The organism is Endozoicomonas ascidiicola (genome assembly GCF_001646945.1).
Taxonomy (GTDB): domain Bacteria; phylum Pseudomonadota; class Gammaproteobacteria; order Pseudomonadales; family Endozoicomonadaceae; genus Endozoicomonas; species Endozoicomonas ascidiicola.
In genome coordinates this window covers 53,427-72,895 of record NZ_LUTV01000002.1, presented here as the reverse complement: position 1 = coordinate 72,895, position 19,469 = coordinate 53,427, and the positions used below count along the sequence as shown (strand labels likewise).

The 19,469-nt window shown below is 44.8% G+C and carries 9 protein-coding genes; 5 read left to right on the top strand and 4 right to left on the bottom strand.

What is annotated here, in order from left to right; genetic code table 11:
- The first annotated feature begins 1 nt into the window (after position 1).
- The 4 genes from AKL11_RS04440 (at position 2) to argA (ending at position 6,018) form a co-directional block, all read left to right on the top strand.
- A complete protein-coding gene (locus AKL11_RS04440; protein WP_067515441.1) occupies positions 2-1,273 on the top strand; it encodes an inorganic phosphate transporter in 1,272 nt (423 codons plus the stop codon).
- Positions 1,274-1,703: 430 nt separating this feature from the next.
- On the top strand, positions 1,704-3,356 hold the full coding sequence (locus tag AKL11_RS04435) for an ankyrin repeat domain-containing protein (RefSeq protein ID WP_157673418.1): 1,653 nt from the start codon (positions 1,704-1,706) through the stop codon (positions 3,354-3,356).
- 103 nt (positions 3,357-3,459) lie between these two features.
- A complete protein-coding gene (argE, locus tag AKL11_RS04430) occupies positions 3,460-4,611 on the top strand; it encodes an acetylornithine deacetylase (RefSeq protein ID WP_216636757.1) in 1,152 nt (383 codons plus the stop codon).
- Positions 4,612-4,695: 84 nt separating this feature from the next.
- Positions 4,696-6,018, top strand: a complete 1,323-nt coding sequence (gene argA / locus AKL11_RS04425; protein WP_067515438.1) for an amino-acid N-acetyltransferase — start codon at positions 4,696-4,698, stop codon at positions 6,016-6,018.
- A gap of 27 nt (positions 6,019-6,045) precedes the next feature.
- On the opposite strand, the gene AKL11_RS04420 is transcribed toward argA, so the two are convergent.
- From AKL11_RS04420 to thiI, 3 genes are all read right to left on the bottom strand, one after another.
- Positions 6,046-8,814, bottom strand: a complete 2,769-nt coding sequence (locus AKL11_RS04420) for a hypothetical protein (RefSeq protein WP_157673417.1) — start codon at positions 8,812-8,814, stop codon at positions 6,046-6,048.
- A 118-nt stretch (positions 8,815-8,932) separates the two neighbouring features.
- Positions 8,933-9,448 carry a dihydrofolate reductase gene (locus AKL11_RS04415; protein ID WP_067515436.1) on the bottom strand — a complete coding sequence of 172 codons (516 nt, stop codon included), beginning with the start codon at positions 9,446-9,448 and terminating at the stop codon, positions 8,933-8,935.
- A gap of 67 nt (positions 9,449-9,515) precedes the next feature.
- Positions 9,516-10,976, bottom strand: coding sequence for a tRNA uracil 4-sulfurtransferase ThiI (gene thiI / locus AKL11_RS04410; RefSeq protein WP_067515435.1), 1,461 nt, complete (start codon positions 10,974-10,976; stop codon positions 9,516-9,518).
- A gap of 522 nt (positions 10,977-11,498) precedes the next feature.
- Between thiI and glnA the strand changes: the two genes are divergently transcribed.
- Complete coding sequence (glnA, locus tag AKL11_RS04405; protein ID WP_067515434.1) at positions 11,499-12,902, top strand: glutamate--ammonia ligase; 1,404 nt, start codon at positions 11,499-11,501, stop codon at positions 12,900-12,902.
- 267 nt (positions 12,903-13,169) lie between these two features.
- Here the strand turns inward: glnA and AKL11_RS04400 are convergent, their stop codons facing one another.
- Entirely contained in the window at positions 13,170-19,385 is a 6,216-nt protein-coding gene (locus tag AKL11_RS04400; protein WP_067515433.1) for a WD40 repeat domain-containing protein, read from the bottom strand.
- Between the last annotated feature and the right edge of the window lie 84 nt (positions 19,386-19,469).

The window sequence follows — 19,469 nt, the reverse complement described above, 5'->3', positions numbered from 1 at the left end:
CATGAGTATCATCGCTGAATATGGCACCGTCCTGTTGATTCTTGCCTGCCTTTTTGGGTTTTTCATGGCGTGGGGCGTAGGTGCCAATGATGTGGCAAATGCCATGGGTACCTCGGTTGGCTCCGGTGCGCTGACGATTCGTCAGGCGATTTTGATTGCTGTTCTTCTGGAGTTCACAGGTGCTTATCTGGCTGGGGGATCGGTGACCGAAACCATTAGAAAGGGCATTATTGATCCGAATATGCCGTATCTGGTGGAGAATCCGAATTTATTAATTTATGGCATGCTGGCCTCTTTACTGGCTGCGGGTACCTGGCTGATGGTCGCGACTCAATACGGTTGGCCCGTTTCTACCACTCACTCAATTGTTGGCGCTATTGTTGGTTTTGCGGCGGTGGGTATCTCTGCGGACGCGGTGAGCTGGGGTAAAGTGTTAACCATCGTTGCCAGCTGGGTTGTCTCTCCGATGATGTCTGGGGTTATGGCCTTTTTAATATTTGTCTCGGTACAAAAGTTAATTCTGGATACAGACAAGCCTTTCCAAAACGCCAAACGTTATATGCCCATTTATATGTTTCTCGTGGGCTTTATGATGTCCATGGTAACCTTGACCAAAGGCCTTAAGCATATTGGGTTGCCGCTTGATGATCACCAGGGGTTGCTGCTTTCTATTGTGATCGGTCTTGTCATCATGTTTATTGGGAAAATGGCGCTTTCCAAGGTCAGAGAAGACGAGAAGGCGGATGCTGCTTTTCATTTTTCCAGTGTCGAGAAAGTCTTTGGTGTCATGATGATTTTTACCGCCTGTTCCATGGCGTTTGCTCATGGCTCAAATGATGTGGCCAATGCCGTTGGACCTTTGGCAGCAGTTGTCAGTGTCGTGCACAGTGGTGGTGAAATCGTCGGTAAGTCCTCAGTTCCTCCCTGGGTGTTGCTCCTTGGTGCAGCTGGTATCGTCGTTGGATTGGCCACTTGGGGTTATAAAGTGATGGCAACCATTGGCACCCATATTACCGAACTGACGCCAAGCCGTGGTTTTGCTGCAGAGCTGGCAGCAGCTTCCACTGTTGTAATGGCATCCGGCACAGGGCTGCCCATATCAACTACGCACACTTTAGTCGGTGCTGTTTTGGGCGTTGGCTTGGCAAGAGGTATTGGAGCTCTGAATCTTCGCGTGATCAGTACAATTTTCATGTCCTGGTTAATAACCCTGCCTGCTGGAGCCATTCTTGCCATTATATTCTTCCATATACTCAGATTGATCTTCGGTTAAATGCCTTTCCTCATATTATGTTAGTGATGCTGACAGGTTTGTTATCGTAAGAAATTTAATTTAGTACTATAGTTTGTTTTTTACTAGTGCAGCCAAGCTTTATAAGACATACATCCCCGTTCATCCTGAGCGGAGTCGAAGGATCAAAGCACCACACTTCGACTCCGCTCAGTGCGAACGGTATGGGTATTAACGCTTCCTTGCACTAGGAGCCTGTCGGACTTAGCCGACCGTAGCGAGAAAAAGTCCGGTTTGAGTCAGTTTTTATTCTCATTTGAGGCGAATAGCGAGCTATTCAACGAAAAGGAGCATAAAAAATGGCCAAATCCGGCTTTTTCGCAGTAGGTCAGTGGTAAGTCCGACAGGCTCCTAGATTGACTATTCACAAAGCTGGAGCCATTGGATGGTTATAAGGGGGGAGGGATTACTTATGCAAACAGGTCAAATATTGTCAGGATGTGAAAAGGTAAAAGTTAATAGTTTCGACCAACTACCAGAAAAGCCAGCATTGTCAGAAACCTTTCCGAATATTCAACAGCCGGAAGATCGATCTAGATCAGAATTACCTTTATTCAAAAGAAAGATTCGTCAGTTTTATGAGTACTGTGTAAAAAAGAAAGGTGAGATTCTTAACAAAAAGCTATCAGAGAGAAATGTTGGTAAAATTGATTATACGGATAAATTTTCAATAAAAGGTGTTTTCAAACATCTTTTTTATCATTTGAAAACAGGTTTTAGAATGAGGACAAAGCTGTCAGAGTTTTACTGTTTAAATAAAAGGTGTTCAAGTGGAACCGCCAAGCCAGAAGAGGTAGAAAAGCTTAAGGCTAAGTGTGAAACAAGAACAATAGAGCTATTTAATTGTTCTAAGAAGGGGCAGGTATTGACTCTTGACTACGGGAATGGATATCACAGTGCAATTATTATAAGACCTGAAAATGGCCCTGTCCGTTATTTTTCATATGGCTCTAGAAGCTTTAATCCAAAAATAGTTGAGCGGTTTGGTCTTGAAAGTTTGGACAAGATTACAGGCGAGTCTTCAGAAGAAAACATAGAGAGACTAAGGTTGTATCAAGATATAGTAGGGCATGCAGACTTAATCGATAATGGAAGAATGGAGCTGATAAAAGGACTTGATACCGAGAAAATGATCAGGAGAGCAAAGAAGCTATTTGAAAATGGTGATTATCGCTATATGACAAATAATTGCAGCAGTTTTGTCGCAAAGGTAATAAAGTCAGGTGTTAGTGGTGTTAAGCCTTTATTTGAGAATCGAAGGGTTCTCTTTCAAATGCCAGAGACAACAGTTCAGTTTTCCAGAGAAGTAAATCAATACTTGTCTGCTGGAGGAATTCATCAGAAAACATCGCAGATGACGAAGCGTATCGAAGAGTCTGGTAGTTTTAATGATATTGAATATTATTACTCAGGTGTTGTTGCTAAAAAGAAGAAGTGGTCTTTTAGGTTGCAGTATTTTTTCTGGAAAGTTTTTAAGGTTGATTTTCAAGACCGGCATTATATTCTTCAGGCTGAAAAGATGATTGGCAAACATCTACTAGCCTCGGGCTCATTGAAAAATGAGCTGTTTGATCATTTATATGCATCGGATCGGAATAAAAGCAAAATTAAATCTATTTTAAAAATGATTGGCTTGAAAGATAAAACCCTAAGTCGCTTAATCAAGCTTGATGATATAGAACTATTACAATTTTACTTTGAGCATTTTGATGCTAGCTTAAATTCTACGTTATTTTCCGAACGAGAGTCGCTATTAATGCATTCTATCAATAATGGCTCAAATAAAGTTTTCCTCTATCTTATGGAGAACGGGGCTAACTGCGAAGCGATTGATAAAGATGGTAACAATGCGTTAATGAGAGCAGCTAAAAAAGGAAACCTTGAGGCGGTCAACTTTTTACTCGGGATGACAAAAAATCATCAGCAGACGAACCGGTTCGGCAAGACTGCTCTGGATATGGCCGCTAAATACTCCCATCATGATGTTGTAAAGGTTATTAAAGCTCATCAGGCAATGAATAAACATCCAAGTGAAATAAGAAGTGGAATAAGTGGCGCTGTATAGCACGATTTATCATACGTTTAGGGTAGACTAAGTCATCAGATCTCATTGATAAGTAACCAGTCATACGGTTCGCGTGCTTAACGCTTCCTGAGGAGCAATTACTTTGGCCACACTTCAGCCCGATCTTAAGCAGACACTGTCTCGACTGATTGAAATCCCTTCAGTGAGCTCCACTCTGGCTGAATTGGATATGGGCAACCTGCCCGTTATTAACGAGCTTGCCTTCTGGTTGGAAACAATGGGGTTTAACTGTGAGGTGTTACCGTTGCCGGAAGCGCCCCATAAAGCAAATTTAATTGCCACTCTTGGCTCCGGAGCCGGAGGGTTGGTTCTGGCTGGTCATACCGATACCGTCCCATGCAATGAAAAACTCTGGGATAGCTCGCCGTTTTCCCTGTCAGAGAGGGACAATCGTTTTTACGGGTTGGGAACCTGCGATATGAAAGGTTTTTTTGCCTTGGCAATGGAAGCTGCACGTGATTTTTTGCAGGCGCCATTCAAAGCGCCTCTGATTATCCTGGCAACGGCAGATGAGGAAACATCCATGTCGGGAGCACGTGAATTGGTAAAGTTGGGTAGACCCAGAGCACGTTATGCGGTGATTGGCGAACCTACGGGCATGCGGCCTATTCATATGCACAAGGGCGTGATGATGGAGCGTATCCAAATCCTTGGGCAGTCAGGCCATTCCAGCAACCCATCCCTTGGCAGAAACGCTATGGAATCTGCTCATAGTGTGATTGGTGAGCTCATGAAATTTCGTGCGGAGCTGGCTGATCGTTATCAGAACCCGGGGTTTACGATCCCTGTACCAACGATCAATCTGGGTTGCATTCATGGTGGCGATAACCCGAATCGTATTTGTGGTCATTGTCAGTTGGACTTTGATATTCGCATGCTTCCCGGGCTGAACAGTGACCAGCTTCGGCAGGAAATACGACAGAGGATGGCGCCTATTGCAGAAAGAGATGGCGTTGAGATTTCGATTGAAAAGCTCATCGCACCTGTTGAAGCGTTTGCTACCGATATTCATTCTGATTTTGTGAAGACCTGCGAGAAACTGACAGGCCATCAAGCGGAAAGTGCTGCTTTTGCCACCGAAGCACCGCTTCTGAACAGTATGGGCATGGACACGGTAGTTCTTGGCCCGGGTGATATTGATCAAGCACACCAGCCGGATGAATATCTGTCCCTTGACCGTATTAACCCGATGGTTGATATGCTTAAATCGTTGATAAGGCGCTACTGTTTGTAGAAGACAGTTTGTAGAAAAGCGGCTTATAGAAAAGCTATTTGTAGTTAACGTTTTTTATTTTCAACTCAATGACAAGTGCACACAGTGAACAAAAAAGATAATAAAGCGGACTATGTGAAATTTTTCCGTCAGTCATCTCCGTACATACACGCGCATAGGGGGAAGACATTTGTCATTATGCTCAGTGGTGAAACACTGGCACATACCAATCTGAGTAATATCATCAGCGATATTGCACTCATGAGTAGCCTGGGCGTTCGGCTGGTGATCGTCCATGGTGCACGCCCACAGATAGAAGACCGCCTTCAGCAACGAGGTATTCAATCAGCGTTTTATAATGAACGGCGGGTCACTGATAAGCAGAGCCTTGAGTCGGTGATTGATGCCGTTGGCAACATGAGAGCATTAATTGAATCCAAACTTTCTGTTGGTCTGGTGAACTCTCCTATGCACGGTGCAAGAATTCGGGTGGTTGGCGGTAATTTTGTGACCGCCAAACCTCTTGGAGTGCACGATGGCGTGGATTTTAAGCATACCGGAACGGTACGTAAGGTGGATGATCAGGCTATTGATCAGCTATTAAACAGCGGCTACGTGGTTTTATTATCTTGCCTGGGCTTATCACCTACTGGTGAGGTTTTTAATATTGAGGCTGAAGAGGTAGCGACACAAACTGCGATTAGCCTGAATGCAGAGAAATTGGTTTTCTATGGATCCAAAGACGGCGTTATTAATGATAAAGGGGAGCTGATCAGTCGGATATCACCTGTAGAAGCCCAAACACAAATTCATCATCTTGCAGGTGAACAGAAGCGACTATTGTCGTCTGCTACCAAAGCCTGTACTGAAGGGGTGGATCGAGTTCAGATTATCAGTTTCCAGGTAGACGGTTCTTTATTGATGGAGCTGTTTACAAGAGATGGCGCTGGCACACTGATATCCAGAGACAGTTATGAGGAAGTTCGCCGAGCTACCATTGACGACGTCGCGGGTATTTTGGAATTGATTCGTCCTTTTGAAGAGAAAGGTATTCTTCGCCGTCGTTCCAGGAAAGAATTGGAAAGAGAAATACATTGGTTCAAAGTGGTGTTGCTGGATGGCATGATCATTGGCTGTGCAGCTTTGCATCCATTTGACAACAAAGGGGTTAGTGTTGCAGAGCTTGCTTGTGTCGTTGTCCACCCTGATTATCGGCAGTCGAATCGTGGCGACTTGTTGTTGAGTCATATTGAAGCGCTGGCACAAGAGAAAGGTATCAAGGAATTGTATGCACAAACCACTCAGACGGCACACTGGTTTATCGAGCGAGGGTTTGATGAGGGTTCAATTAAAGCCTTACCAGAAGTGTTAAAAGAGAAGTACAACCGTAAGCGACAGTCTAAAGTCTTGAAGAAAATACTTGGCTAGGAGCCGTTGGACTTAGCCGACAGGCTCCTAGAGTGGATCTACTGGCCTCTGGAAAGTTCTGGGAGGGGATGAATGGCTATGATCGCTATATCGTTGGTGAATAGCATGAGCGACTATGCGATCAAATTTTTTCAGAATAGCTTTATGGGCCCGGAAGCTGTCCTCCCGAGATGCATAACTTGCCCAATGTTGTAATACCCTAAGCTCATCAAGATCAAGGGTGTGAATCCTTTTGATGGCTTGTTGCTCCGTGAGATTTTTTTGAAGCAGTGCAATGATCAACTGTCCTGAGGGTTTGTTGTGTATGCGATGCAAAATAACATCAGATTGTTCTCGATAGATAGCACGAGATACGATAAATGGCTCTGGATCTATACTGCTATTATTTTGATCTATATTAGTTATGTAATTGAATGCACTGGGAATTGATATTTTCTTAATAGATAGTGGTTTTTTACCGTTTATTTTTAGGGCACTAGATACTTCACTGTTCCTTTTTTCGGATTTTTCCAAGATATCTTTGTAAAATAAGTTTACAGTATTATTTTTTTCTTTCTCAATTAACAGATTCCATATGGCAAATTTTAATATAAATTCCGCTGCTTTTTGATCGCTTATAGAGTCATATCGATGTAAACTGTTTAATGGTGCTGAAAATTTTGCCTTTAATATTTTTTTATTGATTTTGTCAGATTCAAGCATTGCCTCCGATAATAATTGAATCATTGGTTCAACGTCATTCTTTGATAAGGCTTGATAGGTTGAAATTTCTTCTCTTCCTGTTCTAGGTCTTGATCCAAATAAACTGAATGTCGTCCCTTTTTTGCCAGATTTTATCTCTTCCATTCTTTTTTCATTGATTTTTTGGTTTGCTTTGCTGGCTAGGGTTTCTAAAATAAAAGCAATGACAAAAGATGAATATCCAGAAGCATTTGCTGCTGATGAAAAAGGATTGGTATGAGAGAAAACAATTTCAGCTGAGTGTGGTTTTGATTTAAATGCGTTTCTTATTAAATCTCTCATATTGTTGAAAGTGAATTTCTTTGCTTGCCTTATTATGGTTGAGCGTGAAATATGTTTTGTGTATTTTTTGATTCCAGAAAAAAAAGATTCTTTTTGTTTCGTTAGTATTTTTTCTTTCAGGTTATCTTCTGGTGAGGTTTTAGTGCTTGCATTTTTCATCCAAAAAGGAATTGTCTTGCTGAGCCATTCTTTATCGGTTGAGTCTATCTCTTGGTTATGAATAATTAGTGAACCTTTCTTATTGGCAGATAGAAATATTTTTTCCAGTTCTTCTTTTGGCCTATTAGAGAATTTCTCTTCCCATATATCCAATAAATTATTTCTAAGACGATCTTCTAGTATTGTTTTGTTTATAATGATGTTTTCTCTGAGTTGATCAAAGAATAGCATGTTTGAAAAAAGTTCTTTGTGTCGTTTTTTATAAAGTGCTCTAAGTTTTTCAAGTTTTATTGATTCTTTTATACTTTCTTTTTGATCGATCTTGTTTATTTTTGTTGCAAGCTTTTCAAGCTCGGCATAGGTGTTATAGATGTGTGTGAAATTCTTTATTTTGCAAATAGTTGCTAGCTCCTTTATGAGCTTCATTCTTTTTCGGTCATTTCTTGGGTCCAGGGTGTCGTATTTAAAATTTGAGTGCTTTTTTATTTGTTTTAATCCAATGAAAATTCTGAGTCTCTGCCATAGGGAGTCAGTTCCAGACCAGAATGAGATATAGGCAAGCTCTATTCCTAGCCCAGTTAATACAGCTATACCAAGGGTTGCTCCTGCGGGGGGAAATATCACGGAAAGTACTGCGGTCATCGCAAGTGAAAATAGTAAAATACCGCCGTGCAGTTTATTTCTGAGTAGCATTCTTTTGGTTCGGTTTGCAGCATCTTTTATATTTAGCCATGAGAAAAAGCGATCTTGAGTGACCAATTTTTTAATATGTTTTCGATCTTCTTTTTCGATGAAATGATTCGTTTTATTAGGTGGCTCTAGCTTAGGTGGCTCTGGGTTAGAGGTGTTTTTCCTTAGCTTGTCAATTTCACTTACTGCCTTGCTCATCGACTGTTGTTCTTCAATAGAGATGACTAGATTATTTCGTATTCCTTGCTTTAGCTCTAGAATGCGCTCAAAAGAAAAGTCTTTATCTTTCTTTATGCCAGCTTTTTCCGCTTCGGTTATTACGAGTTTTTTTGCTATTTCAGTGTCAGTGATTGATTGTTGCAACTCAGTAAGTGAGGTGTTTTTTTTGAGTTCATGGATGGAATCTAAAACCATTTGGGCTAATTCAGGGAAGAGTAAGTTTTCTAAATAGCCATCAGGAACATGTTTTCCCTTTCTGTAGTACTCATAACCAATCCCAACAGATGATAACTGCAAGGTTTGATCTACCTTTCTGAGAGTTTTTTGGGATAGCGCTATGCTTCCGTCAATAGTTGATTGAGCAGCTGTGTGTAGGGGTATATTTTTCGTACCTTTTTCGCTGTGTAGCTTTAAAGCTGCCAATACTTTAATTTTACTTCTATCCGAGCCATCGGATAATGATGAAATCTGCTGTTGAATAAGAAATGACTTGGGAGGTTGGGTGATTCGTTGAATGGTTTTAAGGCAAAATGATACCAGTCTGTTATGCCAGTATTTGGATTCAATGTTCTTAATGCTCTCTGACAGATGAGGGGAAGGCGTTGGATTTACTGTCTTTTTATCGGCCTCAGTATGCTGCACCGGCATACGCTGGTCGTTCTGAACAGGACCGGAATTTCTGCCGGATGGTGGTATGTTAGGCATTCCTCATTCCCTAAGGCAGCCCGTTGCAGGCCAAATAAAAGTAAATAAATCCGTTTATTTACTATAGCTAAGTGAAGGTTGGCGCATTTTATAAAAACGCACTGAAGGGGATATTAAATTAAGAGTCTTGATGAGCTCTATCTAAAACAAGATAGCTGTAATTAATGGACTCTTCTTCGTCAGAATGAATGTCTTCTCTTGAGGTTTCCCGCCACTGTTGTTGATCAAATTCCGGGAAAAAAGCATCGCCGTCAAAACTTTGGTATACACGGGTCAGGTAAAGTCGAGTGGCTTGAGCGATAGCCTGACGATAAATCTGCTCACCACCAATCACCATAATCTCTTCATTGCCATTAATCAGGGCTACATCTTCTGCGAGCGAAATAGCATCTTGCAGATGATGAACCACTTTTACACCGTCATGATGCCAGCTGGTATCTCGGGTGATCACTATATTGGTTCTGCCTGGCAGTGGTTTTCGCAAAGAATCAAAGGTTTTACGACCCATAATAATGGGCTTTCCCATGGTCACTGCTTTGAAGTAGCGCAAATCACCTGGCAGATACCAGGGCATTTTGTTGTTGATGCCAATGGCGTTATTGTCAGCTACCGCGGCGATAAGTGCCAGTTTCATCCTTGCTACTCCAAAGTTTGAGGCAGTCACAATGCCTTATTGTGACTCCTGCGGTTTTCATAAAATCTTATTTTTCTGCCGGGCTGTAAACCCCAACATTGTTATGCCCTTCTTCACGCAGGTGCATAGCGTGCAGCTGGCTCATCACGCCTTTTTCGCAGTAGAGCAGGTAATGACGGGTTTTGTCCAGTTCCGGGAAATGGGATCTGAGCCGGTAAAACGGGATTTCGATCACTTCCCGGTCAGGCATGGAGAAGGGTTTGATTTCCTGCTCAGTGTGATGGCGGATATCGATAATCACTTCGCCTTGAGGCACTTCGCTGTAAACCTCTACTTCCTCGCGGGACAAGTCATCGGCGATGATGTCGTGAATAGACACCATACGACGATCAGTGATGGCCTGTTCCAGAACGTCAAAGTCGAATTTGGACTCTTCGTGGGCAACTCTGTCTTCTTTAGCTCGAGTCGTCGGGTTCTTGGAGATAACCGCGCAGTATTCCGGAATATTACGAACAAACTCTTCGGTGCCAATATCGATGGAAATATCAATAATGGCCTGCTTGTCCATGGTGATCAGAGGTCTGAGAACCAATGCATCCGTCACTGAATCAATGACCGCAAGGTTGGGCAGCGTCTGGCTGGAAACCTGACCAATGGCTTCGCCGGTTACTAGTGCTGACATTTTCATTTCTTCGCCCACCTTGGTGGCAGCTCGCAGCATCATTCGTTTGAGAATGACCCCCATCTGGGAGTTATCAACCTTGGTGAGGATTTCTTCCACCACGCCTTCAAAAGGAATCGTGACAAACTTAACCCGATGCGAAGCGCCAAAGCGGTTCCATAAGTAAAATGCCACTTCTTTAACCGCCAACTCATGGGCATGGCCGCCAAGGTTGAAAAAGCAGAAGTGTGTGCGAATGCCGCGCTTCATGGTCAGGAAGCTGGAAACGGTGGAGTCAAAACCACCAGAAATTAGAGACAGCACAGGTTCTTGAGAACCAAGAGGATAACCACCAAGGCCTTCTCCACGCTTTTGAGTCATGAAGTAGCGATCATGTTTGATATCGATACGCACAGTGACTTCAGGGTCTTTCAGACTGACGCCTTTAGCTTTGCTTTGCTGGTTCAGACCGCCGCCAACGAAACGTTCTACGTCGATGGACTGGAAGTCATGTTTACCGTGGCGGTTGCAACGTACACAGAAGGTTTTTCCTTCCAGACTGTCTGCATGGGCTTCCAGTGCTTTTTCCAGAATATCGTCAAGGCTGATCAGTTTGTGTTCAGCCACCTGAAGCCAGTAGGCAATGCCAGGAATGTGGCTGAGGTGGTCACTGATTTCAGCAATGAGAATTTCATCATTGTGGCTGGTCGTGACTTCGACGTAATCCCAGGTGCCAGAGACATCAATGTCTTCATCCACGCGCTTAAGAATGGTGCGAAGGTTCTGTCGCAGCATTTTAATAAAGCGTTTTCTTACCGGAGCACTTTTGATGGTGATTTCCGGGAACAGTTTAATGATGAACTTCATGGGTCTGGTGGCTCTTGGGGATTTAGTACGGCAGGTATTCGAGTGCTAGCTACACATTATAACGAAAAACGTAGCCTTCTGGACAGTCTGAACGTCTGCTCAAATCCGATTAGTGGATATATCTACCAGTGTAAGTAAAAGTGCAAATAGTTGGGTAAAGGGAGTACACTTTTCTGCGCTGGCAAGGTGGTGGACGTAAGAGAAGATCTCCTGCACTGTTTTGGCTCTCTATTGAGTTATGGCGCACTATTTTGGTGCAGTATGTGTTCTTGGCGAACTCTCTGAAGAACGCAATAGAGGGCAAATGGCAAGGGGGCAGCTTATCGAACCTAGACGTTATCGGGCTTCCACGCTAATTACCGGAAAATGGCATAGCAATTGCTATTGCTCCAGCAAGCACTTTTCTCTGTTACTTTTTTGCATTAACAAAAAGTATTCAGAAATTGATCAGTAACCGCCTGATTCTTATGTCAATAGAGCCTGGCATTACAGCGCGGTGTTTGTCCTCTGGAGGAAATAAAAATGTCGAAGACTCTTAGCCTGATTAAGGAACATGACGTTAAGTGGGTAGATATGCGCTTCACCGATACCAAAGGTAAAGAGCAGCACGTATCCATCCCCATCAGTGAAATCGATGATGAGTTCTTCGAAATCGGTAAAATGTTCGATGGCTCCTCCATCGCGGGCTGGAAGGGCATTAACGAATCCGACATGATTCTGATGCCAGTGGACGACACGGCCACTATCGATCCTTTCACCGAAGCTTCTACTCTGAACCTGCGTTGCGACATCGTTGAGCCTTCAACCATGCAGGGTTATGAGCGTGACCCACGTTCCGTTGCCAAGCGCGCTGAAGAATATTTGAAGTCTACCGGTATTGCCGACACCGCTTTCTTTGGCCCAGAGCCAGAGTTCTTCGTATTTGACGACGTTAAGTGGAACGTTGATATCTCCGGTGCTTCTTACGAAGTAAATTCTGAAGAAGCGGCCTGGTCTTCTAACGCCAAGTTTGAAGGTGGTAACACGGGTCACCGTCCTAAAGTAAAAGGCGGTTACTTCCCGGTTCCTCCTGTTGACTCTCTGCACGATCTTCGTGGCGCTATGTGTGAAGCCATGGAAGCTCAGGGTCTTGAAGTTGAAGTGCATCACCACGAAGTGGGTACTGCTGGTCAGTGTGAAATCGGTGTTAAGTTCAACACACTGGTTAAGAAAGCTGACGAAGTTCAGATCCTCAAGTATGCCGTTCATAACGTTGCTCACGCTTATGGCAAAACCGCTACCTTTATGCCCAAGCCGCTGGTAGGCGACAATGGTTCCGGTATGCACGTACACATGTCTCTGTCCAAGAACGGTGAAAACCTGTTTGCGGGCGACGGCTATGCCGGTCTGTCTGAAGAAGCGCTGTACTACATCGGTGGTGTTATCAAACATGCTAAAGCCATCAACGCTTTCGCTAACGCTTCTACTAACTCCTACAAGCGTCTGATTCCTGGTTTCGAAGCTCCGGTAATGCTGGCTTACTCTGCCCGTAACCGTTCTGCTTCTATCCGTATTCCTTACGTCAACAGCCCTAAGGCCCGTCGTATCGAAGTACGCTTCCCTGATCCAACCGCTAACCCATACTTGGCCTTCGCTGCTCTGATGATGGCTGGTCTGGACGGCATCAAAAACAAGATCCACCCTGGCGACGCTGCTGACAAGGATCTGTACGACCTGCCACCAGAAGAAGCCGCTGAAATCCCAACCGTAGCTGAAAGCTTCGAAGAAGCGCTGGCTGCTCTGGACGCAGACCGTGAATTCCTGACCGCCGGTGGCGTATTCACCGACGACATGATCGACGGTTACATCGAACTGAAGAAGGAAGAGTGTCTTGCGGTTAGCCAGACCACTCACCCTGTTGAGTTCGATCTGTACTACTCCGTATAACGTTCATCTCCTGAGTGTTATCTGATGTAACAAAAAGCCAGCGTTTTTACTCTGGCTTTTTTTATGGCCATGGATGGCCGGTATCCCGAAAATGCAGGAGCAATTTTCGGGGTTATGCCATGGATGGCCGGTATCCCGAAAATACCCGAGGGCACAAGTGCAGGAGCAATTTTCGGGGTTATGCCATGGATGGTCGGTATCCCGACATGGTTGCCCTGTGGCAGAATGAAATCCCAATTTTCTCTGGGGTATTCTGCGAGTCAACAACTAATCAGAAATTTGGTGCTCCGCCTGATTGATGTATGAATTATGTGCGCGAAGTCTTGCTTGCCTAAGGGGCATAAATACTGTTGGTTCTACTGATGATATGAGCCTATATAAATCACATAAAATGCTTGATCCCTTGAGTAACGTGACTTTCCAAGGAGTTACATTATTCAGGCTGAGCACCCCAGAAATTGGCAAAGAAATGAGTTGCCGACTGTATCTACCGGCCAAAATCAAGTGCTTTCCCTGATGAATAAGCTTGATAGGTTTGGCATTATCAGAACCTTGAATGACATAGAGCAACTGCTCGCCTTGTGGTTTTTCAAGGTCCCATAAGCAGACGGTACCATCTTCTGCGGCCGAAGCCAGACGATTCCCGGGAAGGCTCACCAAACTTGAAATACTCGCTTTATGTCCACTTTCCAGTTTATAGAGTGGCTCAGGCCGATTGTAATTAGAATCCCAGATTTCAATGACAGGCTCCATTGATGAGCCGGTAGCAAATTGATGACCGTCACCAAGCAGGGTTATACATTGAATACCATAGTGGTGACTCTCTCGGGTTTCCAGAAGCTGCTTGCCTTTTGGTTGATCAAGATCCCATATTTTCAGGGTGTGGTCATCTGACGCGGTAATAAGCCTGTTATCCGGTAACACCGCCAAAACTCCTGCATGGTGTTTATGCGTCTCAGGGATCAGGCCTCTGTGGTAAGGCTCGCTATCCCGATTTAACTGCCAGCGTTCCAGAGTTGCACCTCCCCAACTGACCACCAGGCGGCCATTAGCCTGCAAGCACATATCAACTGCACAATGCTGGCCACTTTTTTTGCTTTTCAGGGCTACGGGAGGCTTGAAGCCGCCACGCCCATCAGGACGCCATAAAAGCACGTTGCTGTCATCTCCACCGGTTACCAGGCTACCATCGGGTAACTTTTTAATACATCGTACAGCGCCTCGATGGCCTTCCAAAGTGTGCAATAAACTCATGACACCATCAGTTTCGAGCTGCCATATTTTGATGGATTTATCGAAAGACACTGAAGCAAAACGATGATCGTGCAATGACAGCAACGACCAAATACTTTTTGTGTGAGCATCGGGTATTGTGTGTCTATGCTTCTCAATTTCCTGCAATATTTTCGATTGTTTCCTGATTGATTCGTAAACTTCGATTGATTCGTAAACTTCGATTGATCCGTCAATCAGCCTTTCAACAAATGCAGGGCTCTGTTGCTTGAACAGCCCATAAATTTCTGTTTTAGGAATCAGGTTCGAAGCAATAAGCTGTTCAATCACTTGTTCAGGCGTTTTCTGCCCACAAATGTTCATGGCAGCTTTTAACAGGATGCCCGTGTTGTGGCCTTCGGATTTAATCGCTTTTACCAAGTACGATTTCAACACGTTGTTACGTGAGTTCAAAGCCTCGCCGCATTCCGGCACTGTTCCATTCAACGGGTGCTCCGCCTGATTGATGTATGAATTATGTGCGCGAAGTCTTGCTTGCCTAAAGGGCATAAATACTGCTGGTTCTACTGATGATATGTGCCTATATAAAGCACATAAAATGCTTGAACCCTTGAGTAACGTGACTTTCCAAGGAGTTACATTGTTCAGGCTGAGCACCCCATTCAACTGATGCAATGCTGCTGATACGGCAGATATGATCAGGCTTGTATAGATGCAGCTTTTCCCGAAATCTTTGTCTTTCATGGCCTGAAGCACTGCCATTTTAAGCAGTGTAAAGCCATGATCATTATCTTTTATGTGACGAAATGCTTTTAAAGTTTGATTGTAATCATAATAATTTTCGAGATGATTTCTACTCCAGTCAATAGAGGAAAACATGAAAGAGCTGAATGATTCGGAATGAGTTGGCAGCATCAAAAAATCAACAATCAGCTTCTTCCATTCCTTAAAATCCCTAATAAACATAGTTAAATCTGTTTTTCTTAAATGACTTTTCAAGGTGTTTTTTAAATTGTCTGTTAACTGCTTCTTTTGATTGCTGCTGATACGGCTTTCATCAATGAGTGACTTGGCATATGTAAAAATCTTTAAATCACCTGTGGAAAAATTCTCACACGTAGCTTTAGTATTGTACTTAATAATCAATTCCATTAATTCATAAGTATTCTCTGGTTTTTTACTATTTAACTTTTGCCAGACTACAAATAAAGGCTGAAAATGTTTTGTATGGTTATATAGTATCGTTCCACTGTAATGCTCTATCAAGCGGTTAGCTTGATGGGTAAGCCTCTTGTCTACATTATTATTTATGATAAGTTGACAAAATAGCAGGAATTTCTGTAGATCTTTTTCGCCCGGAGATTCGTTGTTTTCCAGATTTGAAAGCCCCTGTTCTATAATTTTTTCTATCTGGTGAGTAGGTAGACGATTTTTCTGCAGCATATTCACTAGATACGGCAGAGTGTGTGAATTAATGTCAAATTGACAGTCAATAAATGAACAACCTTCTACCTGCCCGAGGGTATCCAGTGTTAGCTTTGTGAAATCACAATTCTTGAATTGACAGTCTATAAAGACTGAATTTTTGAATGCATCATTTTTTACTGTAAGGTGTTCAAAACAACCTTTTTCAAATCGGAAATTACTCAGGCAATACAGTATCCCGTCCTTAATCTTGGGGTTCGAACGCACAAAACGCTCAAACTGCACAGGCCCGACCGCTTTAACAATACTGGCCAGCGGGCCCGAAGTCGACAGCGTCTGGTAATTGTTCCGGAAGGTCACCAGCTCATCCAGTGTCTTGCCATTGGGCCAGGTATCAAAAAAAGGTTTCAGGGACTCAATGACTCGCGCTTTCTCCGACTTCGTGGTGACCATAATGCTGTCAAGTTCATCTAACAGGGAGAGATTGCCAGACAGGTTGACAATATTCTTTTCCTGCTTTGCCAATAGCTGCATTTTCTGTCCGGAGGGGAATGCCCGGAAGTGCTTCCGGGCGTAAGCAGAATGGTAAGGATACTTCTGACTTTGGCATCTCAGTGCATTATCGTTCAGCCCTATGGCATCCAGTCGCGCCAGAGTGGCTGGCGAGCCTACGAGACCGAATCCCGATACCTCATCCACCTTGCTTTTCAGTCGGGTAAAGACTTGGGTACCTGCACCCTGGCGGATGTTCTTAGCCAGAATTTGATTCCCCAGGATCGTCACCCCTTTGCGGCTGCGCTCATTAAAACTGTCGATGCTGCCACCGCTGTGAATAAGGCGTGGGAGAACCTTATCGATACCGTTGTCTGGCGTTTCAGAGTTATACGATAACTCATGGAATGGGTAGAATGCCGTTTCCTCAGTGTCGCCCGGCGGGAAGGGGTAAGGCGGGCGATAAAACATCAGTTCACCGTTCAGAAATTGGCAATGATTTACCCATTGAGGGTTTTCTCCCGCCTTTATAAAGCCCTTTTCCGTAAGAAATGTTTTATATTTTTCATTTTGTTCGGAAATACTGCCGATTTCTCCGAGCACTTGTTTTTGCATCTCAGAATCGCAACCATGATGAACAGCAAGCTGTTCGAGATACCGGCTTTGAAGTTGTTCATAGTCAGGACGATCAGTGTTGATGTCCAGCGCCTTTACGGCGGCAAAAAGCCGTTGGCAGGCCTGGGTGTCATCGCCGGGAATGGTCAGAACCAGCTGCCGTTCAAGGCTCATGGCGCCGGGCAGGTTATCGCTATGAAAACTGGCCCGAATGCCATTATCCAGCGTCAGTGTAAAGTCATAAGCGGGCAATCCCTTATCCGCTTCCGTGTTCGGAATAGCCGAGCTCTCGCCGGTAAGTTGGGCAAATCCATCCTTAAATTCTGCCAGCTCCACTTTACTGGCATCAACGGCCACCGGTGCAACCCGGCCGGGAAGGCGGATGACAGTGAACGGAATATCAGGGAGGGTCGATAAATTGACTCCGCTATCTTGCTCAGAATTGAGCACTAAGTGCAATGAGTTGATAGCATTCGTCAGTGATTGTTTCACTTCCTCCCAACTCGCTTTATCACTGCGATCACCGCTGTGGTGAAACTGCCACTGCCCGTCATTTGTCTCATTAATATTCTGTTCAATCGTTGTCAGCCTCTGCACAAAACAGTCCAGATCGCAACGCAGCTCTTCCGACAATGTCGTTTGTTTTACGGTATTGCGATAGAAATCCAACTGCCCCAGTGCATGATGAATAGCGGTCGTCGCTCCAAACGAGATAGCGAGGCGTTCTGCGGCAGAGGGTGTAAGATAGCAATGGGCGACGGTTTCTGATGTATTGTCTGCCCGTTGCCGCTGGAAAAACCGGATCTGTCCACTCTCAACATCTTTAGTGCTCATCTGTCGGGAATAACCCCGAACGCCGGACGCCCGAATAGCAGCTACTTCGGCAGGGGTTATTGGCAAATCATCACAGGTCCTTGGGAAACGCAGAGCCAGCCAGGCAATGCGGTCGGCAATCGTTTGTTTTAACAGATTGCGTTCAACCTCTTTTATCGGCCCTCCTGCTTCGATCAATTCATTCAATTGACGGTGATCTGCTTGCAATAATTGTCGGGCAGCAACTGCAAGGCGAGATTCATTCACCGGCTTAAAAAATTCAGCAGTGTGCTCAATCGTTTTAGGATTCCAACCAAGAATCCCACGCTGAATAAAACCTTTCATTGCTTCGGTGTGCGGATCACGCAATAGCTCCAACTCGTGAGGCGTCGATGAGAATTCAAGCTGACCTTTCCGTTTGGCTGGATTAGAACAACAACTTAAAGGCCCTGCTTGTCCCCAGTCGATGGCCACAAGTCGACCATTGTTATCCACCATCGTGTTGCTGAATTTGCCGCCAATGCCATCAAAGTTTCCAAGCAGTGCCATCACCAGCATAAGCTGCGCTTTCTGCTCGACGGACACGTTCGTCAGTGCTTCTTTCCCATCCGTAAGATTCTCCCGCCATTTCGACAGAAAATAGTGTCCACCTGCCTCTTGATGTAGATGACACTCCGGTACATCCATTCCAAGGCATCGAGCCAGATCACACATCAGTTTTTCATGGCGGACGGCAGCTTCTGTGCCGGTTTTGACATACCAGTGCTGACCGTTCACCAGATCCCGATGCAAGCCGACTTCGTTGCCGGCATTAACCCCAAGGTTTTCCCCCAGCTTCACCATTTGGCTTAGGGTGGAGGGAATGGGGCTGTTATTATCCAGTGGCGGGTTTGACACTAGCCCGGCCCGGGACAAAGTGGCAAATCGTTGCGGTTTGCATTGCGCCAGATGGCTCAACTGCCGTTCCAGAGCATTATCCGCCAGCTCAAAGTCGGCTTTGAACGTTTTGTTATAATTCTCGGGTATCTCAGAGGCAATCGTCTCACGCTGATGCTGATCGGGCTGCGAGATCGAGATGGCAATGGTCAGCGCCAGATCATGCTGGGCAGAAATGATGTCCCGAACATCTTTAGCCAGTTCGGTTACCTTCTCTTTCATATCAGGTAATTGATAACTTTCCAGGCGTTCAAGCCAAAAATCACCGCGGGTGCGGATCACGTCCAGAGTGTCGGCATCGTGCAACAGGGAGCGCAGTAAACAGGCGTTTTTATCAGAACGGTGGGGAAACTGTTCTGGGGTATCTTTGTGGATAATGGCATTGTGGCAGATCTCAGCCAGCTTCTGATTGTCCATCAATTGATTCACGGTGTTACGGCTATTCTGTGCACTGGCGGCTTCCCATTCCGGGCGGTCAGCACCATCGGCTTTCCGGCCACTGTCGTGCAGCAGGCAGGTGATCACCAAGGCCTTTATCCACTTATTGGGAAAGGCCAGCGCCTCTTGATCTCCGGCATCCCGGCGCATCTGCAGCAGTATCAATGCCCAGAGGGCGGCGCGACTCTGATGCTGGGCGCCGTGGCGAATCCGGAAGTTATCAGCTGTCACCGGTGAGCCGTCATAACTGGTGTGCAGATATTTTTGTACATGGTTCTGGCATTGCTTCAAAAAGTCGCTATCAAGCAACGGTAGTGGCTGAAGTTGACTCTGAACTCGATGAACGGCTTTGAACTCTTTTGAAATCAGTGGTGTTAGGCTTTTTCGGGCATGGGTGGGCATTATGCTCAAAAAATTGGGTTGGTCGGGGCTGGTTGTGCAGCTCCTCTTTGCAGGGTCATTGGTTGTATCAACCCCTGAACCGACGTGGGCTGAATAACTCCTTTTCACTTGATTAGGTACACTATCCATTGTCAAACACTCCTTCGAATTCTCATACATCTTTCATCTTTGGTAATAGCATTACACCACGCTAGCAACTAACACATTGCGCTA